The sequence below is a fragment of the Ruegeria sp. E8 genome, assembly GCF_056533985.1.
The window spans coordinates 690,973-716,414 of record NZ_JBQFOY010000001.1; the positions used below are offsets into that span (position 1 = coordinate 690,973).

Below are 25,442 nucleotides of genomic sequence, written 5' to 3' on the forward strand. Positions count from 1 at the left end.
ACGTTGCGCCCATTACGGGATGACCCAAAATGGGGCATGTGAAACAGACGTCGAAAAACACGTTCAAGGCCGCGTTGTGGATGACCGGCGCCATTGCCTCGTTCTCGTCAATGGCGGTTGCCGGTCGTGAACTGAGCGTCGCACATGACACGTTCGAGATCATGATGTACCGAAGCCTGGTCGGGTTGTTCGTGGTCGCTTTCGTCCTGACACTCACACGCAACTGGGCACAGGTTTCAACGGAACGTCTGGGGTTGCACGCCGTGCGCAACACCTTGCATTTCACCGGGCAAAACCTTTGGTTCTACGCGGTAGCCGTTGCACCTTTGGCGCAGGTTTTCGCGTTGGAATTCACTCTCCCGCTTTGGGTCGTTTTGCTTTCGCCATTGTTTCTGAACGAGCGGCTTACCGTCCTCAAGGCAATGGCGGCACTTATCGGTTTCGCAGGTGTTCTGATCGTGACACGCCCCGGCGCAGCGCCGCTGAACCCAGGCCTTGTGACTGCAGCTTTTTCCGCGATTTTCTTTGCGTTTACAACGATTACCACCAAAAAACTCACACACTTTGCCAGCATTGGCTGCATCGTTTTCTGGCTAACAGCGATGCAAGCGGTTCTGGGGGCCATCGCTGCTGGCTTCGATGGTCAGCTTTCCCTTCCCACAGCGCAAACCACGCCTTTTCTGATTCTGGTTGGGCTGGCGGGGTTGTTGGCCCATTACTGCATCACGAACGCCCTTGCTATCGCCCCGGCAACCGTTGTGGTCCCTTTTGACTTCGCTCGCCTTCCCACGATCGCTGTTGTCGGGATGATCCTTTACCACGAACCGATCGACCATTGGGTTCTGATCGGTGCCGCGGTCATCTTTGCCGGAATTTCTATGAACATCTGGTCCGAAAACCGTAGCAGTTTAGCAACAGTCCAGAACTGTAGTCGCAATACGTAACGCACCGTCACCAGTTGACCTTAAAGTAACCAAAAAGAAAGTATCGCTCACCATACAGCGGACAGGCATAGGTCACACTCAAACTCAATGCCAATTTGACCCGCGAAAGATATTAGGGAGGACAGTATGAAAAAAGCACTACTCGCAACCTGCGCTTTGTGCGTAGGAGCGACGGCAGGACATGCAGGCGGGCTGGATCGCAGCGGCCAAGGCATTAATCTGATCTTCGAAGAAGGATCAGCGGTGCAATTCCGGTTGGGGTACACTAACCCCAGCGTGACAGGGACCATGCCAGCTTTGGCTGGACCAAATCGTGGTCAACCCGTCAGTTCCGGAGAGGTCGCGAACGATTTTTTCACTCCGCATCTGGGGTACAAAACGTCCCTTACTGAAAAGCTCGACTTCGCGATCATGTACGATCAGCCTTTTGGGGCAGACATCAATTATGCAAGCACCTACCCGTTGTCGGTTAACCCGATCCCCGGCGGCCGGACTGATGTGCTGAGGGCCACGGCGGATACCGACGCTGTCACGGCATTGCTTCGCTATAAATTCGATGGCGGTTTCAGCGCTATCGGCGGCATTCGCGCACAGCGTGTGAAGGCTTCGATCACCGTTCCGATTACTGCTGGTTACCAGGTTGACACAGACGCCGATACTGCTTTCGGCTACGTTGTCGGCGTCGCTTGGGAAAAGCCAGAGATCGCGGCACGTGTATCGTTGACCTACAACTCCAAGATCAGCCACGATCTGTCGCAGACGGAGTCGCTCAACCCAATTCCGAGACCACCGATTACACCAGGGACTGTGGCCACCTTCAACACAACCAGCGAAATTGAGACGCCTCAATCCATTAACCTGGATTTCCAGACAGGCGTCGCGCCAAAAACCCTGTTGTTTGGCTCGATCCGTTGGGTCGACTGGCCACAGCTTGTGTACAACCCACCAAACTACCCGCCGACTTCGAACCTTGTTGATTACGACGAAGCCACGTTCACGTACTCGTTGGGCATGGGGTATCAATTCTCAGAAGAGTTTTCTGGCGCTGTGACATTGGGCTACGAGTCGTCCCAAGGCACTCCGGTTTCAAACCTGGGTCCAACTGACGGGTTCTGGAGTATCGGTGTAGGTGGAACATACTCGCTGGATCAGGCCAAAATCAGCGGCGGTGTTCGGTACACTGACATCGGCGATGCAACCGCAAATGGTGCTGGTCCGAACGCACGTGGTACGTTCACCGGCAACAGCGCCTGGAGTGTTGGTATCCAGGTCACTTATGCTCTGAACTGATCCGACAGATCACAACACGATGCAAAGCCCCGCTGTCGCAGCGGGGCTTTTTTTGCGCATAAACCGGGTCGATGATTCACGGCAAAGATAAGATTGTGACGTCATGAACGCACAAAAACACCTCTCTCCCCGCGCATGGGCCGAGCTCCTGCTTCTAGGCGTAATCTGGGGCGCATCCTTCGTATCTATACGGATCGCATTGGACACCATCCCCGTGATGACGTCAGTTTTACACCGCACCCTTTGGGCAATGTTGGCCCTCTGGCTTGTCGCGTGGAGCCAGGGGCTTAGTTTTCCCCGGTCGCCTCGCGTCTGGGGCGCGTTTTTGGTCATGGGACTGCTGAACAACGCGCTTCCATTCAGCCTGATGGCCTGGGGACAGTTGTACATTGATACGGGGCTGACCGCGATCCTCAACGCGACGACGGCCGTATTCGGCGTGCTGGTCGCAGCGTTGTTTTTTCAGGACGAACGTTTGACGAAAGCGCGTTTGTTCGGCGTTGGTTTGGGGTTTCTTGGGGTTTCAATCGCGATCGGCGTGCAAAACGTCACAAGTTTCAGCCTGCAAAGCACCGCACAGCTTGCGATATTGGCGGGAACACTCTCATACGCGTTCGCTGGAGCATGGGCCCGATACGCCTTGTCCGACCTTCCGCCCATCGTCGCCGCTGCAGGGATGCTGACGGCTTCAACCTTGTTAATTCTACCGGTGACACTCGCGGTTGATGGATGGCCAACCATGGCGTTGCCGGCGATCACCTGGGCGGCAATTGGCTATTACGCGATTGTGGCAACCGCCGGAGCCTATCTGCTTTACTACCGTGTTCTGGCAATGGCTGGCAGTGGCAATCTGATGCTGGTGACGCTTGTCATACCCCCTGTCGCCATCGTTCTCGGCGCAGTGTTGAGGGATGAGGCCCCGCCCCCCAATGCCTATTTCGGCTTTGCCGTTCTTGCCGTGGGCCTGATGGTTTTGAATCGATCTGGTCGCCGCGATTGACGCCGTGCGCTGCCCGTTTTAGCAAAGGCAAAAAAGGGACAGCGCAAGATGATCTATAACTCAGCCGAAGACTGGCGCACGGCAAGCCGCAAGAAGGTGCTGTTCTTTGGCATGTCTGGTTTGGGCAAGACCTATGTTTCGAACATCCTCCGGGATTCCGGGAACTGGTTCCACTACTCGATCGATTATCGCATCGGCACCCGCTACATGGGCGAATACATCACCGACAACGCCAAGGCCGAGGCGATGAAAGTGCCGTTTCTGCGTGAGCTTCTACTGTCGGATTCGATCTATATCGGTTCGAATATCTCTTTTGCGAACCTGACCCCGGTTGCGGCCTATCTGGGCAAGCCGGGTAACCCTGCCCTTGGCGGGCTTGAGATGCCGGAATACCGCCGCAGGCAGGAACAGTTTCGTCTGGCCGAGATACACGCCTTGCTGGATACCGAGTATTTCATCGACCGCGCCGAGCGCTTGTACAAGTATCCGAATTTCATCTGCGACACCGGTGGGTCGATCTGCGAATGGGTGGATCCCGAAGACCCACGCGATCAGGTCCTGTCAGAGCTTTCTCGGCAGACCCTGATGATCTGGCTGAAGGGGGATGAAGGCCATACAGCCGAACTGGTGCGCCGCTTCGACAAAGCCCCGAAACCAATGTCCTATCAGGCCGAGTTTCTGACCAACGCCTGGACAGAGTATCTGGATCAACACGGTTGTGCGGAATCTGACGTGAACCCCGATGACTTCGTTCGCTGGACCTATGCCCAAGCGCTGGCCCATCGTCAGCCTCGTTACGAGGCCATGGCGAGAAACTGGGGCGTGACGATTGCCGCCAACGACATCGGCAAAATCCGCGACGCCGCTGATTTCGATGAGTTGATCGAACGCACACTTGAGGCCAAGCGCAAGAGCGCCTAACTACCAGTTTTCACTATTCTCTTAGAAGCCTGACACATGCCCATCAAAATCCCATCAGATCTGCCTGCGTTTGACGTCCTGACCAAAGAGGGCGTCATGGTCATGGATGAAGATCAGGCAATGCGTCAGGATATCCGCGCCCTGCGTATCGGTTTGCTGAATCTGATGCCCAAGAAAATTCAGACCGAAAACCAGTTCGCTCGCCTGATCGGTGCTACACCGTTGCAGATTGATCTGTCGTTGATCCGCATGACCGAACACCGGACCAAGACCACCGCCGCCGAGCATATGTCCGAATTCTACCGCCCCTTTCAGGAGGTCAAGGACGAAAAGTTCGACGGTCTGATCATTACCGGTGCCCCGATTGAGCATCTGGAATTCGGTGATGTGACCTATTGGGACGAGATCAGCGAAATCTTTGAGTGGACCCAGACAAACGTGCATTCCACCTTTGGAGTGTGCTGGGGCGGTATGGCGATGATCAACCATTTCCATGGCGTTCGAAAGCATATGCTGGAGGCCAAGGCCTTTGGGTGTTTCCGTCATCTCAATCTGGATCCGGCCTCGCCTTTCTTGCGCGGGTTTTCGGATGATTGCGTTATTCCGGTTAGCCGCTGGACGGAAATGAAACAGAATGAGATTGACCTCGCCCCCGGTCTCAGGACCCTGTTGGGCAGCGAGGATGTCGGCCCCTGTCTGGTCGAAGATCCCGACCACCGGGCGCTGTATATCTTCAACCATTTCGAATATGACAGCGACACGCTGAAACAGGAATATGACCGGGACGTCTCGAACGGCACGCCCATCAACGTGCCGATCAACTACTATCCCGACGATGATCCATCCAAGACGCCGCAAAACCGGTGGCGCAGTCATGCGCATCTGCTCTATGGCAATTGGATCAACGAAATCTATCAGTCCACGCCTTTTGATATGACTAAAATTGGTAACTAAAGCTCTGATATCCTTTAGCCTGATCGTTCTGGGCCTTGCCGTGCTGACAACCTGGCGCAGCGCCCGAAACGAAGCGCTGGCCGAGGCGGCCTTTCCCCCCGAAGGGCAAATTCTGGACGTGGACGGCGTTGCTGTTCACGCCGTGGTCATGGGCGAAGGGCCTGATGTCGTTCTGATCCATGGCTCCAGCGGAAACACCCGCGATATGACCTTTGCACTGGCCCCCATTCTGGCCAGGTCCTACCGCGTGATCGTCTTTGACCGGCCGGGTCTGGGGTATTCGGAAAGTTTCAATCCGGATGGCGAAACCATCATCGAACAGGCGGATATCCTGCAACGGGCAGCTGCCCAGCTTGGGGCGGAAAAGCCCATCGTCGCAGGGCAAAGCTATGGCGGTTCGGTCTCGCTTGCCTGGGCTGTAACCCGGCCCGAGAATATCTCGGCTCTGGTTTTGATCGCCGCTGCCGCAATACCGTGGGAAACACCTTTGGATGGGTTCAACCGTCTTGCCTCAACCACGGCAGGCAACGCGTTGCTTCTGCCGGCAATCACTTCGTTCGTGCCTGATTGGTACGTTACACAGGCGCTGGATAAGGTGTTTGCACCGCAAACGGCCCCTGACGGCTATGCCGAACATTTCGGACCTGAGCTGACGATGCGGCGCGGCTCAATGCATGCCAATGCCAAGCAGCGTGCCAACCTTCTGGACGAAGTTACACGCCTGCAACCACGATATGGCGAGATTACGGTTCCAACCGAAATCATTCATGGCACAGCCGACGACACTGTCAGCCTCGACTGGCATTCCGAACGCCTGATCGAACAAATCCCTGGTGCCGAATTGATCGAGTTGCCAGGTATCGGCCATATGCCACAGGTGGTCGCCGCACCTGAAGTTGCCGCTGCGATAGATCGCGCAGCACAGCGTGCGGGTTTGCGTTAATCCAAGCTCTAATCCATAGTCAGATATGGATTTTATCGCGAGGTAGCTTATGGCCCGGTCCGAAAAAGGTTCTATCGAAAAGTACTATAAAAAAGACGCGCCCAAAGCTGTGCGAGAAGAGATAAAAAACGCGAAAAAGGGCGATATCCTGAACGCGACCTACCCTTATTCCGAAAAGATGAAGACCAAGGATTATGACGAGCAGATGGACCTGCTTCAGATTGAATTGGTCAAAATGCAATCCTGGGTCAAGGAAACCGGTCAACGTGTTGCCATCATTTTCGAAGGTCGCGACGCTGCTGGCAAAGGTGGAACCATCAAACGGTTTCGCGAAAACCTGAACCCGCGCGGGGCGCGCAACGTGGCGCTCAGCAAACCATCGGATGCAGAGCGCAGCCAGTGGTATTTCCAGCGCTATGTACCCCACCTGCCCGCTGCTGGGGAAATCGTGTTCTTTGATCGCAGCTGGTACAATCGCGGTGTCGTCGAGAATGTCTTTGGCTTCTGCACACAGGAAGAGCGTGAACGGTTTTTCCGTCAGGTTCTGCCGCTTGAAATGGGTTTGGTGAATGACGGCATCCATTTCTTTAAATTCTGGCTCAACGTTGGCCGCGCCGAGCAGTTGAACCGTTTTCTGGCGCGCGAAACTGATCCGTTGAAGCACTGGAAGCTCAGCCCGATTGACGTGGCAGGCCTGAATAAATGGGATGAATATACGCAGTCGATCTCGGAAACTCTGACCCGGTCGCACACGGATGCCTGCCCTTGGACGATCGTTCGTTCCGACGACAAGAAACGTGCACGTATTGCGGCCATCCAAACGGTTCTGCATGCTTTGGATTATGATGAAAAAGACAAGAAAAGCATCGGTGATATCGATCCTCAGATCTGCGGTGGTCCGGATGTTTGGGAGGCATAGTTTGCTAGTTTGTCCGACCCGGCCAAGTCTTTCACAGGCAAGTGTTGGACGACGGTGCATCTTTGTTCTATGTCCCTGTAACTCAACAGCTATTCAAGAAACCTGAGGCCGGGATGTCGAAACGGGGCTACCACCACGGAAACCTGAAACAAGCCTTGATCGAGGCGGCTTTGTCCCTGATCGAAGAAAAGGGGCCGACCGGTTTCACCTTGTCCGAGGCCGCAAAAACCGCAGGAGTCACGCCTGCGGCCGTCTATCGTCATTTTCACGGCCGCGAAGATCTGATTGCCGAAGCTGCGCGGCAAGGTTTCGAGATGTTCGCAGACCTGATGCAATTCGCTTATGACAAGGGCCAGCCTTCTGCCTTGGCGGCTTTTGAGGCAACGGGGCGCGCATATCTGGCCTTTGCGCGCAAAAATCCCGGCCACTACATCGCCATGTTCGAAAGCGGAATATCACTGAACCGGACGCCTGAATTATCCCTTGCCGCCAACCGAGCGAAATCCGTTCTGGAAAAAGCCGCTGCTGATCTGTCCCAGCACATTCCGCCGGAAAAACGCCCACCCGCCTCGATGTTCAGTGCCCATATCTGGGCGATGAGCCACGGTGTTGTCGAACTTTATGCCCGCAACACGGGTGCGACGTCACCCTTCCCTCCGGAAGACCTGCTGGAAAGTGGAATTGGAATATACCTGCGTGGTCTGGGTCTGGTCCCTCAGGACGACTGACACCTGTCAGAACGAATGGGTACTCTGAGGCATACTCAGGCCCGACGTCACATTGATCAGATCCATCTCGCCCATCCCCTTGATATCAACACGCCCAAGTTCCGAGACCTGAAACTCGTCGATCAGGGCGTATTTCATCTCTTCCGGGGCGACGATGTTCATGGGATTGGCAAAGACCTGCAAACGCGACGCGATGTTCACGGCCGGACCAAACACGTCATAGACATATTTCTGAATCCCCACGACCGATCCAACCGCCGCGCCCATGCCCAACCCGATCCGGGCCTGCCATTTATGCGGATGGCTTTCGTTGCGGCGTTCAAGATAGCGCAGGAAACGCACGGCACAATGAGCCACCGCAGTCGCGTGATCCGGCGTGGCATCCGGCATTCCAGACACGGCCAAATATGCGTCGCCGATTGTCTTGATCCGTTCGCACCCGAATTGTTCGACGATCCGGTCGAAGGCCGTGAAAATGTCGTTCAACTCGCTCAGAGTCACCGTCGGGTCGGTTTTAGCTGCAAAATCCGTAAACCCGACGAAATCCAGCATCACCACCGAGACCTGCTGATACAGCTGCGGCGTGACCACACCGAACGTCTTGAATTCTTCATAGACAGCCCGGGGCATCAGGTTCAGCAACAGGCGTTCGACACGTTCCTTTTCGCGTTCCAATTCTCTGGTGTTGCGCTCGACCATGGTGGAATAGCTGTCGATCATGCTTTCCAATTCGCGAATGCGGGTGATGTTCTGGCATTCGATAATCAGCACCTGCTCGGACAAGCCATTGGCCAGCGAGACCGTAACCGCAAAGATCAACGTCCTGCGTTTCGGTTTGATCTGCAATTCGACCGAATACCTCAGGCCGGACTGCTTTACATCCTCCAGCTCTTTTGGATCAAGATCGGGCAAGATATCTCTGAGTGAATTGCCCTCCTCAGGAGTGCCAAACCACTCCGTGAAGGGGCCATTGTGAAACACAAACTGCAAATCCGAGGCCCGCACCACGGCGACGCCGACCCCGATCGCGCGGAGCAATTGTTCGTTTATCGCCAGGATGCTCATGCCGCGTTCCGGGTGACAATGATCGAACGTTTCCCTTCAATCGCGCTCAGCGCAGTTTTGATATCGCCATCCGACATTCCGTGCTGACTCAGCGCATCCCCGAACAGCTCGGCCATGACGTCAAACTCATCATGCGAAATCTTCAGATGCCGATGAACGGCTTCGATCCTGTCGTCACTGAAAGAAGCTGGACCACCGATCAAAGAGGATACAAATTTCGTCTGATGGTCGATCAGACGCGGCATATCGATGTCTTCAAAATGATGACCGATATCATCCGAATCCAACGCCATTTCATAGAAAGTCATCACGACTCGGCTGATCGTTTTGAAACCGCCGTATTTTTCATAGAGTGTCTGTGCCACACGTATACCCGCGCGTTACCAATCAATAACACTACAACTCTATATCAAATTGATATTTTTGTTAATGTTTATGATGTTCTACCGAAGAATGATCCAATGAACCGGTGACCTGCCCAAGGCGCAGCTATGTTTGGAACCTGAGACTTTCTATTTGCGCTGCGGGATTTGAAACCGTCGATCCGAACGCACTCCCCTTGCGTGGACCTCGATTTTTTCGACATGACAGAAGGGTTTATGGCGGAGAGACAGGGATTCGAACCCTGGAGACGGTTTCCCGCCTACACACTTTCCAGGCGTGCGCCTTCGACCACTCGGCCACCTCTCCGTGCCGGCGATGTTTGGACGAATGTCAGCGGATTTGCAAGGCCTCAGTTCGGCAAAATCCGGGGAATATTTCAAATAATCCGGGCCACACTATTTCAGCCAAACAACGACCGAAACATATCGTTGGCAATGGCTTCAGACCTCATCCCCTGCATCAGGGTCCATATCGGCCTCGGTCAGGTCCACCGGTTTCTTCGCGACCTCGCGCGGCTCAGCATCCACGGAGTCAGATTTCTCAGGCTCTACCTTGCCCGAAGCATGCAGGGTCTCGGGGTTGCGCAACCAGATGTCACGCTGGGCAAAGGGAATCTCGATGCCCGCCTCCGAGAATCGGCGGTTGATCTCATGGTTCATGTCGGATTTCACGGACAGAACCCAATTCACGTCACGCAGGATCGCGCGGATTTCAAAATCAAGAGAATCCGCACCGAACCCCTGAAACACCACGCTTGGCGCCGGGTTGGCCAAGACCATCGGGTGGCTGTTGGCGATCTCACCCAGAATGGTTTCAACCAGACGTGTGTCGGTTCCGTAAGCAACGCCAACCGGAACAATCACCCGCCCAATCGTGTTGCCGCGGGTATAGTTCGTAACGACTCCGCTGATCAGATCAGAGTTCGGTACAATCACATCGGTCCTGTCAAAGGTCTCGATCCGGGTCGAGCGGACCGAGATGTCTCGCACATATCCCATCATGCCGTTCACATCGATCCAGTCCCCTTTCGAGATGGGACGCTCCACCAAAAGGATGATGCCAGAGACGAAATTGGACACGATGGTTTGCAGACCAAAGCCGATACCAACCGACAGGGCACCGGCAACAATTGCCAGAGACGACAGGTCAAACCCGGCCACCATGATGGCCACCAATGCGGCGAGAAAGATTCCGACATACCCGGACCCGGCGACGATCGCGTTTTGACCACCGGGGTCGATGCTGGTCTTTGGCAAAAGCGAGTTGCGCAATCCGCTTTGCAGCAACCGCGTCAGCGTGTAGCCGATTGCAAAGACGGCAACGAAGGTCAGGAAGTTTTTAGGCGAAACCGTGACGCCGCCGATATCAAAACCAAGCAGCAGACGCGACCAAGCCTCAAGCAGATCGGTCTCACGCGCGCCCCAATAGATCGCCAGAATGGGCAGAGCCACGATAGCCAGAACAAACCCGACCAGCACAGCAAAAAGCGAATCCCGCGCGGCCTCACCCTGCCCGGTGATCCAACCGTAAATCTGGCTGATGAACCGCTGAAGTATGACCAACGCCCCGATCAGCACCAGCGTCCTCACGGCCGGAAATACGATTGCTTCGGCTGCATTGGTATAGCCGAAAACCGCCAGAATCGGGGACGCGATCCCCAACAGGAACAAAGCTCTGCGCAGGAACTCGACCAATTGACTGAAGCCGGCCGAGCGGGTCGAAGCAGATTGATCCGGTGGACCATCGGTTGTTCGAATCTGACGTATTCGCAGCAACAACAATGCTGTTGCGACAATGACCGGGAAACTGACAACAGCACGGGTCGCGTCCGAGATGTTTTCGATCCGTTCGAACAGCAGCGCAAGTTCGTGTAAAACCAGCATCAGGGCGAGCAGATCTATGTAAACACGCAGTTCTCTGATGCGCGCGACCGACAGCCGTTTGAACCCCTGCGACGCGCCGATCACATAGACTTGGCGACCGATCCAGTCATAGAAAAAGATGATAGCCGCCCAGTAGGGGATATTCTGCAAAAGCAGGCTTCCCCTCAAACCCGGAACGCCGGTCAACCTGATCGCTGTGACGACTGCCAATACCCCGATCCACGGCAGCAGAATTCGAAACAGTGAGATCACAAAGGACCACACTCCGGTCCCTGCCCCACCCAGTAATCTCAGATAGTCGCCGCCCCGTTCCGACCAATGTTTGCCAAAGATCAGCAGCACGGCTGCAAGCACCAGCAGGATAAAGATCGCCAATCCACGATCACGAATTTGCTCGCGTGCGACATCGGAACGCAAATTGGTGATCGTTTCGTTTGCCAGACTCTGGATGGCTTCTTTGACATCCACCCACGCCGGACCCCAATAGGCAGGGTTTATCGGCGACGGCCCCTGTTCAAAGAATTCCTTTGTCTGCCGTGCGCGAAGGATCTGATCTATTTCACTGATCAAACCATTGGCGCGGCTATACGCCTCTTCGGATATGATACGGGGCACGCGCAGACTGTTGAGCTGTTCTTCAAGATGAGAGCGAAGCCTGGCGATATCTTCCGGCTCGGTCGCGTCCCCTTCGGGTTTGGGACCCAGAGCCTTGATCTGACTTTCCAGCGTGGTGATGCGGTCGGTATTTGCACCGCGTGCGCGATTAAAGTCTTCCCTGTAACCGTTTATTTCAGAACGCAAATTCTCAAAAGCCGCGTCCGAGGCCCGGTTCGCCTCGATCACGGTTTCGGCACGGTCCGCCGTTTTGACCCAACCCTGATAATACTCGCTTTGCCGATCCGTCAGCTGCGCGACAGCACCTTCCGCAAAAGCGAAAAGGCCCAGGAATACCAGTGTCAGAAACAGGCGGACCTGTCCCAGCATTACACGTCCTCGAACACGCCGGGGATGCTGCGCGGTGCCTCAGTCATCCAATCCGGAACCGGCAGCTCTTTTTCACGCAGGAACTCGGGATTGAACAGCTTGGACTGATAGCGCGTGCCATAATCACACAGGATCGTCACGATGGTGTGGCCCGGTCCCATTTCCTTGGCCAGACGCACCGCACCCGCCATATTGATCGCGGTCGAGCCGCCCATGACCAGCCCTTCGTCGCGCAGCAGGTCAAAGATGTAAGGAAGCGCTTCGTTGTCAGTGATCTGATAGGAATGATCTGGTGTGAACCCTTCCAGATTCTTGGTGACACGCACCTGCCCGATGCCTTCGGCAATCGAACTGCCCTCCATCGCGATCTCGCCTGTCGTGTAGTAAGAGAACAAGCCAGCACCCATCGGATCGGCCAGTCCGATCTTAACGCCTTTGGGCTGCAGAACATCAGCGACACCGGCAAGCGTGCCCCCAGACCCCACCGCGCTGACGAACCCGTCAACTTTGCCGCCGGTTTGCTCCCAGATTTCGGGCCCTGTGGTTTCCACATGCGCCTGACGGTTCGCCACGTTGTCGAACTGGTTGGCCCAGATCGCGCCATTGGGTTCCGACTGCGCCAGCTCCTCTGCCAAACGGCGGGAATAGTGTACAAAGTTGTTGGGGTTGCGATACGGTGCTGCAGGCACCTGAACCAATTGGGCACCAGCCAGACGCAACATGTCCTTCTTTTCTTCCGACTGGGTTTCCGGGATCACGATCACCGTCTTGAACCCCATCGACGCCCCGACCAGCGCCAGACCAATGCCGGTGTTGCCGGCGGTGCCTTCCACGATGGTGCCGCCGGGCTTTAGATCGCCCCGCGCAATGGCGTCTTTGATGATATAGAGCGCAGCGCGATCCTTGACGGACTGACCCGGGTTCATGAACTCGGCTTTGCCAAGAATTTCGCATCCAGTCTCTTCACTGATACGGCGCAGCCGGATCAAAGGTGTTTTTCCTACTGCGTCAGCAAGATCTCGTGCAATGCGCATGTTCGCCCCTTGTCGTTAAGTATCCTCGAAGATTTACAGCCGCACCGCCGAGACCACAAGCGCGATAGTCACACGCGCAAACGGTCGCGATGGCGGTCCAGCCAATAGGCCAAAGACACCAGCTGCAAATCCTTGAAAACATGGCGGTCTGTCATGTCGATGAATTCATCGAACGGCAAAATCTGGCTACGGATATCTTCGCCTTCAGTATCCAGCCCACCGGCAACAGTGGTTTCGGTCAAGTCGCCCAGCCCGACAAACAGATACATGAACCCGGTGGAGGAACCGCTGGAGGAGTAAGCTCCGCCCACATATTCCAGCTTGTGAAATTTAACCCCGGCTTCCTCCATCGCCTCGCGATGTGCCGTCTGTTCCGGTGTTTCGCCCGGATCGATCATTCCGGCCACGGCTTCCCAAAGCCAAGGCTCGGGATCGTTGATCAGGTACACAGGTGGTCGAAACTGTTCCACCACCAGCACCGTGTCGCGGACAGGGTCATACGGCAACACAGAAACGGCACTGCCTTGCATCAATCCTGCCCTGCGCAACACGGGGCCCATGCTGCCATCATGCTGCCGGTGCTGAAGGTCGATTTCCTCCATCCCGAAGTAATCTACATAGACGCGGTCGTGTCGGTGAACAATCACATCTCGGGTCACGTCCCGTTCATCTCCGGTGCGTCGCTGCCCGGCCAGGATCTTTGCCCAGGCGCGGGTTTGAATCGGGCGAACACTGCGCATCATAGTCTGCGGGTCGATTTTGCCGAAATAGGCCATCTCTTCTTCGGCGGCGAGCGTCGTGATCTCTCCCAACCTGTCGACCCAATCCTGTAGCGACCACAGATCCCCCGGTTGCCACACTCCGGGGGCGGGAAAAAAGACCTGCGCGTCTGCTTCAACCCCGTTTTCCAGTACGACCTTCAACGGCTTCAGGTCGTAGTCAAAGGAACCCTCGTAATACGCAAGCCGGGCCAGATCATCGGACGACAAGCCTTGCGCCAGTACGCCTTTGGCTTTGGCACCTTCCGCTGACAAGATCATTGGAAAATCCTGCCCTTGTACCGCATGAACGGCATGGTCGCGCAGACTGGCTGAGTGGATTGCAATTTCGCTCAGCGGACGACCCAGAACGCGTTCCAACAACGGTAGGTGCCGCAGCGTTCCATAGAAGAACAAATCAGACAAAATCGAGCTCTCTTGTGATGAAACTGTTCAGCGCCACTTTCGGCTGGCCTGTTCCGTTGCCAGCCCCGCAACAACCGCGCCAATGGCAAACGTAATCAAAATTTCCGGATAGATCAGTTCCTTGCCGTATTCGATCCCGATCTTGAAAATAGCCAAGACCGCTTCAAACGGGCCCCCATAGCGATTGCGCATCGCAAGGTCGAACATACGGTAACACCCTTGCACAAACAGCGCCCAGAACACCAACGAGGCAACCCCCGTCAGCCCGTTGTTGATACCCGCCGTCCAACCGCGCCCGGCGCGCTTGCCCATGATTTTCCAGCCACAGATCGCGCCAAGGGCCATATTGACATAGGTGAAGTAGCCATAGTCCTTACCCTCTTCTCCGTTTTCGATGATCATGGTCGAAACGATAAACGCCAGCACGACAAGACAAACGGCGGCTACAAGGCGCGTGGCAGTGGGCATAGGACAGTCCGTATTTAACTCGGTTTCGCTATTGTGATCTGTGTCACATCGCAATTGCCCGTGTCAAAGGCCGCGCCGCATGCCGTTAAATAATAATTCCACATGCGGCGAAAACGCTCATCAAACCCCATGTCCGAGATTTGGTCCCACTTGTTGTTGAACGTCTCGTACCAGCGCCTCAGGGTCAGATCATAGCTTTTGCCAAATTCCTTCGATTTCACCACGTTCAATCCTGCTTCACCTATCTGCTCCCGCAGGATCGTCGGCGAAGGCAACATTCCACCGGGGAAGATGTATTTCTGAATGAAATCAACGCCGTTCTTGTAATAGTCCCAGCGGTGATCCCCCACGGTAATGATCTGTAGGGTTGCAGATGCTCCGGGCTTGAGGCGTTCGCGGACCGCTTCGAAATAGACTGGCCAGTATTTCTGACCTACGGCCTCGAACATCTCGATCGATGCGATGCCATCATATTGGCCGCGTTCATCCCGATAGTCCTGAAGCTTGAATTCCACAAGGCCAGATAGACCTGCCTTTTCAATGCGTTCTGTTGCGAAATTAAACTGCTCCTGACTGATGGTCAGACCGGTGACACGCAAGCCACGCTCTTTCGCGGCATATTCCGCGAACCCGCCCCAACCGCATCCGATCTCCAGCACATGGTCACCGGGCTTAGCACCCATTTCGTCAATAAGGCTGGCATATTTAGCGGTCTGCGCCTTTTCCAGACTTTCCTGCCCAGTTTCAAAGATGGCACTGGAATAGGTCATCGTTTCATCCAGCCAAAGTCCGTAGAAATCATTGCCCAGATCATAGTGATACGAGATGTTCTTTTTGGCTTGCGCGCGGTTATTGCGATGCAGCCAAAACCGCAACCTTTCATAAGCCTGAACAAGCAACTTGCCGGTGAAACCGTCATAGACAGTCTCGGATCCCAAATGCACGAGGTCCATAAACGACCGAAGGTCCGGTGTACTCCAATGCCCGTCCAGATAAGCGTCGGAAAAGCCCAATTCGCCCTCGCGGATCAGCCGAGCGAACACGTCACCGTCATGGATATCGACCTGAGCAACCGGTCCGGGCTTGGCCCCTTCTGCTCGGAACGTGCGGCCGTCGGGCAATGTGATATCCAAACGCCCGAATTCCATTTTGCTCAGCATTTTGAAAACTTGCGCGAAATATCTGGGCAGGTCTTTTTGCCCTTCAGTCGTCGTCAGGATCATCCGCTCTCCCCTCTGCGGTGTTAGTGTAAAGCTAGGCCGCGTTTTTGTTTCTGGCAAGTTTTCAATTCCTTAGTCGTTTTTTCGGCTTTCATACGCGCGCAACGCCCGGTTTCGCCCTTCGGACAAATCAACAACGGGTTCCGGGTAATCTGTATGTGAATTCAGGTGCCAACTGCGGGGGATGGCATAGAAGTATGACAGGGCTGTGCTGCTCGGATCGACCTGATTTTCAGCAATCCAACGCCGCAGATATGTTCCTTCGGGATCGAATTTCTCTGCCTGTGTTCGGGGGTTAAATATGCGAAAGAACGGAGCGGCGTCAGGGCCGGAGCCCGCCACCCACTGCCAGCCCATTGCATTGCAGGCCGGATCCCAGTCGATCAGGCAATCCTCAAACCAATCCATCCCGATTTTCCACTGTGTCATCAGATGCTTGGTCAGATAGCTTGCAACGATCATTCGCGCCCGGTTGTGCATCCGACCAGTCACATACATTTGCCGCAGGCCACCATCGACGACTGGAATTCCGGTTCTTGCCTGCCTCCAGGCGACAACCTCAGGATGGTAGGGGTCCGAATTCCAGGGAAAGCCGTCCCATTCCGGCCTCCAGTTGTCTGTGACCATGTGCGGCGTGTGAAACATCAAGTGATAGGCAAACTCGCGCCAGACCAACTGACGCAAGAAAGCCCCAGTGTCCGATGCCCCCATCAGCGCGGCCTGTTGCACCCGATGCCAGACAGTACGCGGACCGATCTCTCCCAGTGAGAGGTATTCCGACAGGTTGGACGTCCCGTCCAAATCCAGCCTGTCACGATGGCTGGAATATTGCGCAATTCGGTCAAGAAATTCGTCAAGGTGATCGCGTGCGGCCTGCTCTCCGGGATGAACATATGGGCGAACTACGTCTGCCCCCCTGTTCATCGCGCGCGCCATCTGCCAGGCACTCTGATCTTCACTTTCGGGCCATGATGCAGGTGCGGGCAATCGCGTCACAGGTGCATCTGGTGCCGATACGTCCCGTCCTTGAACGGCGCGCCACATCGGGGTGTAAACGCGAAACGGACCTCCGGCCTTGGTCGCGACTGTCCAGGGTTCAAATAGCAAATGCCCTGCAAAGGACTTAGCCGACACGCCCTGCTCGGTCAGAGCGGATTTGACCCGCTTGTCCCGCTTGATCGAAGCCGGATCATACGCGCGGGACCAGTAGACTGCGCCGGCTCCGGTCTCGGCCACAATCCTTTGCAACTGCTCAAGCGCGTCGCCGGATCGCAGGATCAGGCGGCTGCCCATACGCGTCAGAGATGCACCAAAGACCTCTAACCCCAGGCCCAACCGCCATTTCGGCGCGGCCCCCAGCTGTTGCACAAGCTCGTCGTGAATAAAGACGGGGATGACCAGGCGACCGCTCGCGACCGCCGCTGTCAAAGCTGGATGGTCCGACAGGCGCAAATCCCGCCGGAACCACATAATGATAGGAGACTGCTCGTGCACAACGTCCGCCCTGAGGTTTTCTTTCTTCTACGAAACCTCAAGGATAATGGATCACAAAACGCGCTCAAGAGCCTCTAAAAGCTGATCAATTTCCTGTTGCGAGGTGTAATGCGTGAAACTGACCCGCAAAACGCCCTGTTCGGGATCTACACCCATGGCCTGCAACGGGCGCACGGCATAAAAATCACCTCCACCAGCCATAACGCCATACGTGGCCAATTCTGCAGCAACAGGCTCAGCCGGGCGAGTCAACGATAGCGCAATCGTAGGAGCTCGTCGGCTGGCATCGGAGGTGCCGATCAAACGAACTGCGTTACGGTCCTTGACCGCGTCCAGAACCGGTTGCAGCAACGCGACCTCATGCGCCCGCATCAGATCGTGGGCAAATGCGCCCTGCTCTGCCGCGCCCGTATCAGGCCCTCCATGGTGCGCGCAAAGCTCTTCGATATAATCTGCCATACCTGCGCTGGCAGCGATCTGCGCATGATCCGGGCCTGCAGGGGTGAAGCGCTTGTACAAAACGTCGCCGTTGAAGAAATGCGCCTGGTTGGGCAACAGTTCTCCCAGAGTGCGTCGAATGACCATGCACCCCTGATGCGGACCGTAGGTTTTATAGGCCGAAAACAAATAGATATCCGGCCCCAGATCGCCCACATTCGGAAATCCATGGGGCGCGTAAGATACACCATCGACGCAGACAAATGCCCCGGCAGCATGGGCGATTGCGGTGATTTCCGTCACCGGGTTGATCTCACCCACGACGTTCGAACAATGCGGGAAACAGACCAGACGCACCTTTTCGTCCAGCATGTTTTCCAGATCCCGAGGGTTCAGCGATCCGGTTTCGGGGTCGATCTGCCATTCCCGCACCTCGATCCCGGCTTCGGCCAACCGCCGCCACGGGCCGGAATTGGCTTCGTGATCCTGATTGGTCACAACGATGGCCTCACCGGGTTGCATCCATTGCCGGAACGCCTGTGCCAGAACATAGGTATTTTGTGTGGTCGACGGACCAAAACTCAGCTCATCCGCATCAACGCCCAGTATGGCGGCCATGCGCGCACGGGCCTCGTCCATTTCCGCACCTGCCAGACGGCTGGCCTCGTAAGGGGCGTAGGGCTGAACCTTCCGCTGCGTATAGAACCGCGTTAGCCTGTCAATCACCGGCTTGCAGGTATAAGAACCGCCCGCATTTTCGAAAAACGCCTGCCCTTGCAGGCTGGGTTCGGAAAAGGCCGGGAATTGCGCCCGAACGAAATCGATATCCAGAGATCTCATGCCTCATTGCTCCTTAATTTTGCATTCAGATCAATGAGATGCCCACACATGTTTCCGGACACCTCAGAAATCATGGCAGGTCTTCCAGCCTAGCCTGCGTTTACGCCTTGGGATGGCGAAACACGGGGCAGCCCTTCGTTGAACAAGAGCAGAGATACTTAGACAGCCGCGCCCGTGACCGTCAAGCGGCAGTACAAAACAAAAAACCCCGGCCAAGTGCCGGGGTTTGGTTCGCGCGCCAATGTCCGGTCTTACCCCTGAACCTTGGTATAGGTCCCCTCGCCTGCGAGAATGCCGCGGAAGCCACCAGGTTCATCCAGGCCGAATACGATCAGAGGCAGATTGTTGTCGCGCGCTAGTGCGATGGCCGACGCATCCATCACCCGCAGCCGCTTGGCCAGCACGTCGTCATAGCTGACAGAGTCGTAGCGCACGGCGTCGGCATGTTCTTTGGGGTCTTTGTCATACACGCCGTCAACGCCGTTTTTGCCCATAAAGATAGCCTCACACGCCATTTCATTGGCGCGCAGAGTGGCGGCAGTGTCCGTGGTGAAGTACGGGTTGCCTGTACCGGCGGCAAAGATACAGACCCGCTTTTTCTCAAGGTGCCGAACAGCACGACGGCGGATATAGGGTTCGCACACCTCATCCATACGAATGGCCGAGATCACCCGTGTGAACACCCCGATCTCTTCCAGCGCAGACTGCATCCCCAGCGCGTTCATCACCGTGGCCAGCATACCCATATAGTCCGCTGTGGTCCGCTCCATACCCTGCGCCGATCCGCTCAGGCCCCGGAAAATGTTGCCGCCACCGATGACCATGCAAATCTCAACACCCAGATCGTGAACCGATTTCACCTCTTGGGCGATGCGTTGAACGGTTGGCGGATGCAGACCGAATCCCTGATCCCCCATCAACGCCTCACCCGAAATCTTCAACATGACCCGATTGTACTTTGTTTTCGGGGTTTCAATGGTTTCAGGGGATGGGGAAAGGCTCATGTTGCGCTCCGGGCTGGCACGGGGTTAATTTCCGGCGCAAAATGAAGCAAAAGCTCCGCAGGTTCAATGCGGTTGGTGAGGATTGAGGCAACCGCACATGACCCGGAGATCGACAGACCCTTTTTTCCAGCAACTGCCGCCTATTCCCGACGACAAGCCGGTGCTGATTGCCGGACCCACGGCATCCGGAAAGTCTGCGCTGGCGTTGGAGATCGCCGAACGCCACGGCGGCGTGATCGTCAATGCGGATGCAAGTCAGGTGTATGACTGCTGGCGGGTAATCTCAGCCCGGCCCTCCGCCGAAGAAGAAGCGCGTGCGCCCCATCTTCTGTATGGCCACATCGCCTATGATCAGGAGTATTCCACTGGCCATTGGCTGCGCGAAGTCGCGCCCCTGTTAACAGGCGATCAACGCCCGATCATTGTCGGTGGGACGGGTCTGTATTTAACGGCCCTGACGGAAGGCATAGCCCAAATTCCCGCTACTCCACCTGTGGTTCGGGCTGAGGCTGACCAGTTGCCGATGGCCGAACTTCTGGCGGGTGTAGATGCGGAAACGCTTGCGGGGCTGGACACGCAGAACCGCGCTCGCGTGCAACGGGCCTGGGAAGTACAGCGCGCCACCGGTCGCAGCCTGCTGTCGTGGCAGGCAGACACACCCCCACCGGTTTTGCAACTCAGCGATACGGTTCCCATTGTTTTTGATGTCGATAAAGCATGGTTGTTGGACAGGATTGAACGCCGCTTCGATCAGATGCTCGAACAGGGCGCAATTGACGAGGTGCGCGCCATGCAGGACCGCTTCGACCCAGCCCTTCCGGCCTGCAAGGCCATAGGTGTTCCTGAACTTCGCGCCTATCTCGAGGGATCGATGACTCTGGATCAGGCGCGGGAGCGCGCGACGATTTCGACACGGCAGTTCGCCAAGCGGCAACGCACCTGGTTTCGCGCACGTATGAAGGCATGGAATCACGTCGATTTCTCAACGTGATACCTCACGCTTTTGACTTGCTTGAGCATGGCGGCAATCAAGCTCTGAAAGCTTAACAAAACTTAATGAAATGCTCCGGTTTCCTTTAACATTCTAAGAAAAGGTTTGGAAATCTCGGCACCACGTCGGGCTGCATGAAGAAAAACGACCCATGACTTCAACTGTGTGCGAATGTCGTTTTTGTACCTCTTATGACGATTTCGAACATTGACCTAAAACAAAATCTAGTGCCGAATAACGACATGGGGATGTGCAGAATCCAAATACCAAAACCCTTCACTCTGGCGACTGTAAAAATTCGGGTCGCATAGAGCCATAACCAATCAACAAAATCAGTGTCACAGGGAGACATCTATGACGAATAACGTATCCACCGAAGACAAGGTGCACTGGGCGGCCGAGATGCACGCTCAGGAATACCGCGAAGGCAAGCTGAGCCGGCGGGAATTCATGACGCGTGCGACCGGTCTTGGGGTTACAGCTGCCGTGGCTTACAGCATGATCGGTTTGCCGACACCTGCTGTGGCCGAAACGGCAAAGCAGGAAGGTGGCACGCTGCGTGTGCAGCAAGAAGTGCGCGCCCTCAAAGACCCCAGAACCTATGACTGGTCGCAGATTGCGAACGTGTCGCGCGGTACGCTGGAATATCTGGTCGAATACAACTCGGACGGCTCGTTCCGCGGCATGTTGCTGGAAGGCTGGGAAGTCAACGACGATGCAACCGTCTACACTCTGAATATCCGTCCGGGCGTCAAGTGGAACAACGGCGATGACTTCACGGCCGACGACGTTGCCCGCAACATCGCGCGCTGGTGTGACAAATCGTCGGAAACCAATTCGATGGCGGGTCGCTTTGCAACACTGATCGATGGCGAAACCGGTCAGGCTGGTGAAGGCGTCATCGAAGTTGTTGACGCAACCACGGTCAAGCTGAACCTGCCGAAGCCGGATATCACACTTATTCCGGGCATGGCCGACTATCCCGGTGCAATTGTTCACAGCTCGTTCAGCGAGACGGATCTTCTGAACAACGTGGGAACCGGCCCCTATCTGATGGACGAACTTGAAGTCGGCGTAAAAGCCGTCCTGGTTCGCAACCCAGACCACACCTGGTGGGGTGAAGAAGTGTATGGCCGCCCTGCTCTGGATCGTATCGAATATATCGACTACGGAACCGACCCGTCGGCCTGGCTGGCAGCGTTGGAATCCGACGAAGTCGACATGCTTTATGAATCGGTGGGTGAGTTCATCGACGTGATGGATGGGCTTGGCTACGTGAAGTCCGAAGTTGTGACTGCGGCAACCATCGTTGTTCGTCCGAACCAGCTGGCCGAAATCGACGGTCAGAAGCCTTACGCAGATAAACGTGTCCGTCAGGCGCTTCAGATGGCGGTCGACAACGCCGTTTGTCTGGAACTAGGTTACGGTGGTCGCGGTGCTCCTGCGGAAAACCACCATGTTGCACCTCTGCATCCGGAATATGCCGAGCTTCCGCCGCAAAAGGTTGATCCCGCAGCAGCCAAGGCACTGATGGACGAGACCGATTTCGCTGACTTCGAGCACGAAATCATCTCGATCGACGATGACTGGCGCCGCAACACCACCGATGCCGTGGCTGCGCAGCTGCGCGATGCCGGTTTCAAGGTCAAACGGACCGTTTTGCCGGGCAACACCTTCTGGAACGACTGGGCGAAATACCCATACAGCTCGACCAACTGGAACCCACGTCCACTGGGTGTTCAGATCTGGGCACTTGCCTATCGTTCGGGTGAAGCCTGGAATGAATTCGGCTATGCAAGCCCTGAGTTTGACGCCATTCTGGAAGAGGCGCTGGCCATTGCGGACGCGGATACGCGTCGCGAAGTCATGGCGCGTGGTGAAGCACTGCTGCAGGAAGACGGGGTTACTGTTCAGCCCTACTGGCGCTCGCTTTATCGCCACATGAAAGAGGGTCTTGTCGGAACCGACATGCACGTGACTTTCGAACACCACCACTACAAGTGGGGCTGGGCTGCCTAAGCTTAGTCAAAAACACGCGAGGGGCGCCTGACACGGGCGCCCCTTTCCAGCCGCAGACTCGCCGACGCGGGGTCGGACGTCCGAGGCCAGAAAATGGTCCACTGATCTGCGGAATACCTGAACAACAGGGGCCACCATGGGACTATTCATCCTACGACGGTTCGGCGTCATGCTACTTACAGCATTATGTCTGACGTTCGTCGTCTTTTTTCTGACCAACCTATACCCAAACCTTGAAAAGCTCGCGAAGACGCAGGGCAACCAGCGGATGTCAGACGAGCAGGTCGAAGCCTGGCTTGAAAATCGCGGGTACCTTCAGCCGACGCTGATAAAGTATGGCCAATGGCTGGGCGTGATGCCCGGTTTCCAGAACACTCTGGAAGACGGCCAGTTCGTGGGCTCTTGTACAAGACCCGGATCGACGGCCGAGGACACACCGCGATTCTGCGGCGTTCTTCAGGGGGATTGGGGGTATTCCACCGTCTTCAAAGATGAGGTCGGCGCTATTGTCGGAAAACGTCTCGGCAATACTGGTTACCTCATGTTCTGGGTTCTGGTCCTTATGGTGCCGTCCGCGCTGATCGTCGGTGTTCTGGCTGGTATGCGTGAGGGATCGGCACTGGATCGGTCGCTTTCCACCTTCTCGATCATAACGACGGCGACACCGGAATACGTGTCCGGCGTTATCTTTATCGCGATCTTCACCTCGTCCACGGTGGGATTGAAGTGGTTCAAAGGCACCGCGACGCAAGCGATGGAGAACCCGACCTTCGAAAACTTCTTCCTGCCGGTTCTGACCATTGCGCTTTACGGCATGGGCTATATCGCCCGCATGACCCGCGCCTCGATGACCGAGGTGATGACAGCGCAATATATCCGAACCGCGCGTCTGAAGGGTGTCTCGTTCCCGAACATCGTCATGAAACACGCGCTGCGCAATGCGCTGATCGCGCCATTCACCGTCATCATGCTGCAGTTCCCATGGCTGCTGAACGGCGTGGTGATTGTTGAAACCCTGTTCAACTACAAGGGTTTCGGCTGGGCGCTTGTTCAGGCTGCAGGCAATAACGACATCCAGCTGTTGCTGGCGATTTCGGTCGTGTCGGTCTTTGTGGTGCTTATAACGCAGCTGATCTCGGATATCGGCTATGTTTACCTCAACCCGCGCATCCGCATTTCGTAAGGAGGGATAGATCATGGAACCACTTACCTGGACCGGCTCTATTGCCTTCCTGAACCCGCTGCTGATGATTGCTCTGGCTGTTCTGATCATTTCGATCGTGGTCTGGATCATTGCCAGCATCTTTCTGCCTGAACAGCAGATCGTCGTAAACTCGGATGGATCCATCAGCTCCAGCGGCGGTGTCCGCGGCCTGATCCAGCTTGCGCTGCACTACAGTTTCCTGGCCAGTGTAGGCTTGGCGGTGGCCTATCTGGTGCTGGGTGTCCTGATGGGGACCAGCGCCGGGATTGTCGGGGCTATTTCCCAACAGTTCATGCCGGTATGGGTCGCGCTGATCATCATGTTCGCCATGTCCATGGCTTTCAAAAGACGGCTCGGACTGTACGGCAAACTCTATGACAGCCCCATTGGTATGATCGGATTTGGTCTTGTGATGTTTTGGGTCTTCACCGGCATCTTCGGCGCACTTGATCTGATCGTAACCCACGACCCGCTGGTGCAGGTCTCGGGCATGAAGAACAAACTGCCCGGAACACCTCTGCCCAACGTGGAAGACGGCGAATACGCCTGGTATCTGCTGGGCGGGGATAACCTGGCCCGTGACGTCTTTAGCCGGATGGTCAAAGGTGCCTGGATCGTGGTGCAGATCGCGCCCCTGGCAACAATGTTTGCCTTCATGGTGGGCATTACTCTGGGCCTGCCTGCCGGCTACTATGGCGGTCGTCTGGACACGTTCCTGTCGTTCCTGGCAAACCTGATCCTCGCATTCCCGGTAATCCTGCTGTTCTATCTGCTGGTGACACCGGAAATCGTGGCGACAGGGGTGCCGAACTATATGGCGGCCGTTCTGTTCGTGTTCCCGATCCTGTTCATCGGGGTGCTGCTGAATTCGCGCTATTACACACGCCCGAATTTCCGCACGCCTCTGCTGATCGGTGTTCTGGGTGTTACGATCTGGCTTTACCTGTCGCTGATCTCGACCGGTGGCTACATCATCAATACCGACGCTTATCGGATTTGGGGCCTGCCGACCTACCTGGACTTGTTCGATATCCCGGGCGGTATTCTGGTGGTCTTCGTTTCGGTGGTCTTTGTAAACTCTCCCACGGTTTTCCGTATCGTGCGCGGGCTGGCGCTGGACATCAAAACCCGAGACTACGTGGCTGCGGCCCAGACCCGAGGCGAGGGTCCGTGGTACATCATGCTATGGGAAATCCTGCCAAACGCCCGTGGCCCGCTGATCGTCGATTTCTGTCTGCGCATCGGCTATACGACTATCCTTTTGGGTACCTTGGGTTTCTTCGGATTGGGCCTTCCACCTGAAAGCCCTGACTGGGGTTCGACGATCAACGAGGGGCGCAAGCTTCTGTCGATCTACCTGCACCCTGCCCTTCCGCCCGCCTTTGCTCTGCTTACTCTGGTTCTTGGTCTGAACCTGCTTGCAGACGGTCTGCGCGAAGAAAGTCTGAAGGACTGATGTGATAAAGGAAATCGACCGATTGGCCGTGGGTGCGCCCGTCCACGCATGGCTCTGCGGTGTCAGCGTCGCTTA

The 25,442-nt window shown here is 55.9% G+C and carries 22 protein-coding genes and 1 tRNA gene; 12 read left to right on the plus strand and 11 right to left on the minus strand.

The window, feature by feature from the left end; genetic code table 11:
* The first annotated feature begins 29 nt into the window (after positions 1-29).
* The 8 genes from ACR0LF_RS03520 to ACR0LF_RS03555 all read left to right on the plus strand — a co-directional run bounded on the left by ACR0LF_RS03520 (position 30) and on the right by ACR0LF_RS03555 (position 7,699).
* Positions 30-944, plus strand: coding sequence for a DMT family transporter (locus ACR0LF_RS03520; protein WP_480575028.1), 915 nt, complete (start codon positions 30-32; stop codon positions 942-944).
* Between the two features lie 126 nt (positions 945-1,070).
* Positions 1,071-2,234, plus strand: a complete 1,164-nt coding sequence (locus ACR0LF_RS03525) for an OmpP1/FadL family transporter (protein WP_480575031.1) — start codon at positions 1,071-1,073, stop codon at positions 2,232-2,234.
* Between the two features lie 103 nt (positions 2,235-2,337).
* On the plus strand, positions 2,338-3,234 hold the full coding sequence (locus tag ACR0LF_RS03530) for a DMT family transporter (RefSeq protein ID WP_480575034.1): 897 nt from the start codon (positions 2,338-2,340) through the stop codon (positions 3,232-3,234).
* A gap of 48 nt (positions 3,235-3,282) precedes the next feature.
* Entirely contained in the window at positions 3,283-4,155 is an 873-nt protein-coding gene (locus ACR0LF_RS03535; RefSeq protein WP_480575037.1) for an ATPase, read from the plus strand.
* A gap of 36 nt (positions 4,156-4,191) precedes the next feature.
* Positions 4,192-5,109: a homoserine O-acetyltransferase MetA gene (gene metA, locus ACR0LF_RS03540; protein WP_480575040.1), complete on the plus strand. Its 918-nt coding sequence runs from the start codon at positions 4,192-4,194 to the stop codon at positions 5,107-5,109.
* The gene (locus ACR0LF_RS03545) at positions 5,099-6,052 is read left to right on the plus strand and encodes an alpha/beta fold hydrolase (RefSeq protein ID WP_480575043.1); all 954 of its coding nucleotides are present in this window, start codon (positions 5,099-5,101) and stop codon (positions 6,050-6,052) included. Before metA ends, ACR0LF_RS03545 begins: the two co-directional genes overlap by 11 nt.
* A gap of 49 nt (positions 6,053-6,101) precedes the next feature.
* A complete protein-coding gene (gene ppk2 / locus ACR0LF_RS03550) occupies positions 6,102-6,971 on the plus strand; it encodes a polyphosphate kinase 2 (RefSeq protein ID WP_480575046.1) in 870 nt (289 codons plus the stop codon).
* A 113-nt stretch (positions 6,972-7,084) separates the two neighbouring features.
* A complete protein-coding gene (locus ACR0LF_RS03555) occupies positions 7,085-7,699 on the plus strand; it encodes a TetR/AcrR family transcriptional regulator (RefSeq protein ID WP_480575049.1) in 615 nt (204 codons plus the stop codon).
* 6 nt (positions 7,700-7,705) lie between these two features.
* On the opposite strand, the gene ACR0LF_RS03560 is transcribed toward ACR0LF_RS03555, so the two are convergent.
* From ACR0LF_RS03560 to pyrH, 11 genes are all read right to left on the minus strand, one after another.
* Positions 7,706-8,764: an adenylate/guanylate cyclase domain-containing protein gene (locus ACR0LF_RS03560; protein ID WP_480575052.1), complete on the minus strand. Its 1,059-nt coding sequence runs from the start codon at positions 8,762-8,764 to the stop codon at positions 7,706-7,708.
* Complete coding sequence (locus ACR0LF_RS03565; RefSeq protein ID WP_480575055.1) at positions 8,761-9,129, minus strand: group I truncated hemoglobin; 369 nt, start codon at positions 9,127-9,129, stop codon at positions 8,761-8,763. Before ACR0LF_RS03565 ends, ACR0LF_RS03560 begins: the two co-directional genes overlap by 4 nt.
* Positions 9,130-9,364: 235 nt before the next feature.
* Positions 9,365-9,454: transfer RNA gene (locus ACR0LF_RS03570), tRNA-Ser, on the minus strand.
* A 134-nt stretch (positions 9,455-9,588) separates the two neighbouring features.
* Positions 9,589-12,015 carry a DUF3772 domain-containing protein gene (locus ACR0LF_RS03575; protein WP_480575058.1) on the minus strand — a complete coding sequence of 809 codons (2,427 nt, stop codon included), beginning with the start codon at positions 12,013-12,015 and terminating at the stop codon, positions 9,589-9,591.
* The gene (locus tag ACR0LF_RS03580; RefSeq protein ID WP_480575061.1) at positions 12,015-13,049 is read right to left on the minus strand and encodes a cysteine synthase A; all 1,035 of its coding nucleotides are present in this window, start codon (positions 13,047-13,049) and stop codon (positions 12,015-12,017) included. The genes ACR0LF_RS03575 and ACR0LF_RS03580 overlap by 1 nt, the downstream gene beginning before the upstream one ends.
* A gap of 68 nt (positions 13,050-13,117) precedes the next feature.
* Positions 13,118-14,233 (minus strand): NUDIX domain-containing protein, encoded by a 1,116-nt coding sequence (locus ACR0LF_RS03585; protein ID WP_480575064.1) that lies wholly within the window; start codon positions 14,231-14,233, stop codon positions 13,118-13,120.
* A 27-nt stretch (positions 14,234-14,260) separates the two neighbouring features.
* Positions 14,261-14,701, minus strand: coding sequence for a TrgA family protein (locus tag ACR0LF_RS03590; protein ID WP_480575067.1), 441 nt, complete (start codon positions 14,699-14,701; stop codon positions 14,261-14,263).
* Between the two features lie 14 nt (positions 14,702-14,715).
* Positions 14,716-15,924, minus strand: a complete 1,209-nt coding sequence (locus ACR0LF_RS03595) for a class I SAM-dependent methyltransferase (RefSeq protein WP_480575070.1) — start codon at positions 15,922-15,924, stop codon at positions 14,716-14,718.
* 69 nt (positions 15,925-15,993) lie between these two features.
* The gene (locus tag ACR0LF_RS03600) at positions 15,994-17,415 is read right to left on the minus strand and encodes a cryptochrome/photolyase family protein (protein WP_480575073.1); all 1,422 of its coding nucleotides are present in this window, start codon (positions 17,413-17,415) and stop codon (positions 15,994-15,996) included.
* Positions 17,416-17,466: 51 nt separating this feature from the next.
* Complete coding sequence (locus ACR0LF_RS03605) at positions 17,467-18,693, minus strand: aminotransferase class V-fold PLP-dependent enzyme (protein WP_480575076.1); 1,227 nt, start codon at positions 18,691-18,693, stop codon at positions 17,467-17,469.
* Between the two features lie 251 nt (positions 18,694-18,944).
* The gene (gene pyrH, locus ACR0LF_RS03610) at positions 18,945-19,697 is read right to left on the minus strand and encodes a UMP kinase (RefSeq protein ID WP_480575079.1); all 753 of its coding nucleotides are present in this window, start codon (positions 19,695-19,697) and stop codon (positions 18,945-18,947) included.
* Positions 19,698-19,794: 97 nt separating this feature from the next.
* Between pyrH and miaA the strand changes: the two genes are divergently transcribed.
* The 4 genes from miaA to ACR0LF_RS03630 all read left to right on the plus strand — a co-directional run bounded on the left by miaA (position 19,795) and on the right by ACR0LF_RS03630 (position 25,367).
* Positions 19,795-20,688, plus strand: a complete 894-nt coding sequence (gene miaA, locus ACR0LF_RS03615) for a tRNA (adenosine(37)-N6)-dimethylallyltransferase MiaA (RefSeq protein ID WP_480575082.1) — start codon at positions 19,795-19,797, stop codon at positions 20,686-20,688.
* Positions 20,689-21,042: 354 nt separating this feature from the next.
* Positions 21,043-22,707: an ABC transporter substrate-binding protein gene (locus ACR0LF_RS03620; RefSeq protein WP_480575085.1), complete on the plus strand. Its 1,665-nt coding sequence runs from the start codon at positions 21,043-21,045 to the stop codon at positions 22,705-22,707.
* A 136-nt stretch (positions 22,708-22,843) separates the two neighbouring features.
* Positions 22,844-23,890 carry an ABC transporter permease gene (locus ACR0LF_RS03625; protein ID WP_480575088.1) on the plus strand — a complete coding sequence of 349 codons (1,047 nt, stop codon included), beginning with the start codon at positions 22,844-22,846 and terminating at the stop codon, positions 23,888-23,890.
* A 13-nt stretch (positions 23,891-23,903) separates the two neighbouring features.
* Positions 23,904-25,367 (plus strand): ABC transporter permease, encoded by a 1,464-nt coding sequence (locus ACR0LF_RS03630; RefSeq protein WP_480575091.1) that lies wholly within the window; start codon positions 23,904-23,906, stop codon positions 25,365-25,367.
* Positions 25,368-25,442: the final 75 nt, after the last annotated feature.

Coding starts and splice junctions, on each gene's coding strand:
- ACR0LF_RS03560 (WP_480575052.1), bottom strand. CDS start 8,764: ATGAGCATCCTGGCGATAAACGAACAATTGCTCCGCGCGATCGGGGTC.
- ACR0LF_RS03595 (WP_480575070.1), bottom strand. CDS start 15,924: ATGATCCTGACGACGACTGAAGGGCAAAAAGACCTGCCCAGATATTTC.
- ACR0LF_RS03555 (WP_480575049.1), top strand. CDS start 7,085: ATGTCGAAACGGGGCTACCACCACGGAAACCTGAAACAAGCCTTGATC.
- ACR0LF_RS03520 (WP_480575028.1), top strand. CDS start 30: ATGGGGCATGTGAAACAGACGTCGAAAAACACGTTCAAGGCCGCGTTG.
- ACR0LF_RS03525 (WP_480575031.1), top strand. CDS start 1,071: ATGAAAAAAGCACTACTCGCAACCTGCGCTTTGTGCGTAGGAGCGACG.
- ACR0LF_RS03625 (WP_480575088.1), top strand. CDS start 22,844: ATGGGACTATTCATCCTACGACGGTTCGGCGTCATGCTACTTACAGCA.
- ACR0LF_RS03580 (WP_480575061.1), bottom strand. CDS start 13,049: ATGCGCATTGCACGAGATCTTGCTGACGCAGTAGGAAAAACACCTTTG.
- miaA (WP_480575082.1), top strand. CDS start 19,795: ATGACCCGGAGATCGACAGACCCTTTTTTCCAGCAACTGCCGCCTATT.
- ACR0LF_RS03620 (WP_480575085.1), top strand. CDS start 21,043: ATGACGAATAACGTATCCACCGAAGACAAGGTGCACTGGGCGGCCGAG.
- ppk2 (WP_480575046.1), top strand. CDS start 6,102: ATGGCCCGGTCCGAAAAAGGTTCTATCGAAAAGTACTATAAAAAAGAC.
- ACR0LF_RS03535 (WP_480575037.1), top strand. CDS start 3,283: ATGATCTATAACTCAGCCGAAGACTGGCGCACGGCAAGCCGCAAGAAG.
- ACR0LF_RS03530 (WP_480575034.1), top strand. CDS start 2,338: ATGAACGCACAAAAACACCTCTCTCCCCGCGCATGGGCCGAGCTCCTG.
- ACR0LF_RS03605 (WP_480575076.1), bottom strand. CDS start 18,693: ATGAGATCTCTGGATATCGATTTCGTTCGGGCGCAATTCCCGGCCTTT.
- metA (WP_480575040.1), top strand. CDS start 4,192: ATGCCCATCAAAATCCCATCAGATCTGCCTGCGTTTGACGTCCTGACC.
- ACR0LF_RS03630 (WP_480575091.1), top strand. CDS start 23,904: ATGGAACCACTTACCTGGACCGGCTCTATTGCCTTCCTGAACCCGCTG.
- ACR0LF_RS03590 (WP_480575067.1), bottom strand. CDS start 14,701: ATGCCCACTGCCACGCGCCTTGTAGCCGCCGTTTGTCTTGTCGTGCTG.
- pyrH (WP_480575079.1), bottom strand. CDS start 19,697: ATGAGCCTTTCCCCATCCCCTGAAACCATTGAAACCCCGAAAACAAAG.
- ACR0LF_RS03575 (WP_480575058.1), bottom strand. CDS start 12,015: ATGCTGGGACAGGTCCGCCTGTTTCTGACACTGGTATTCCTGGGCCTT.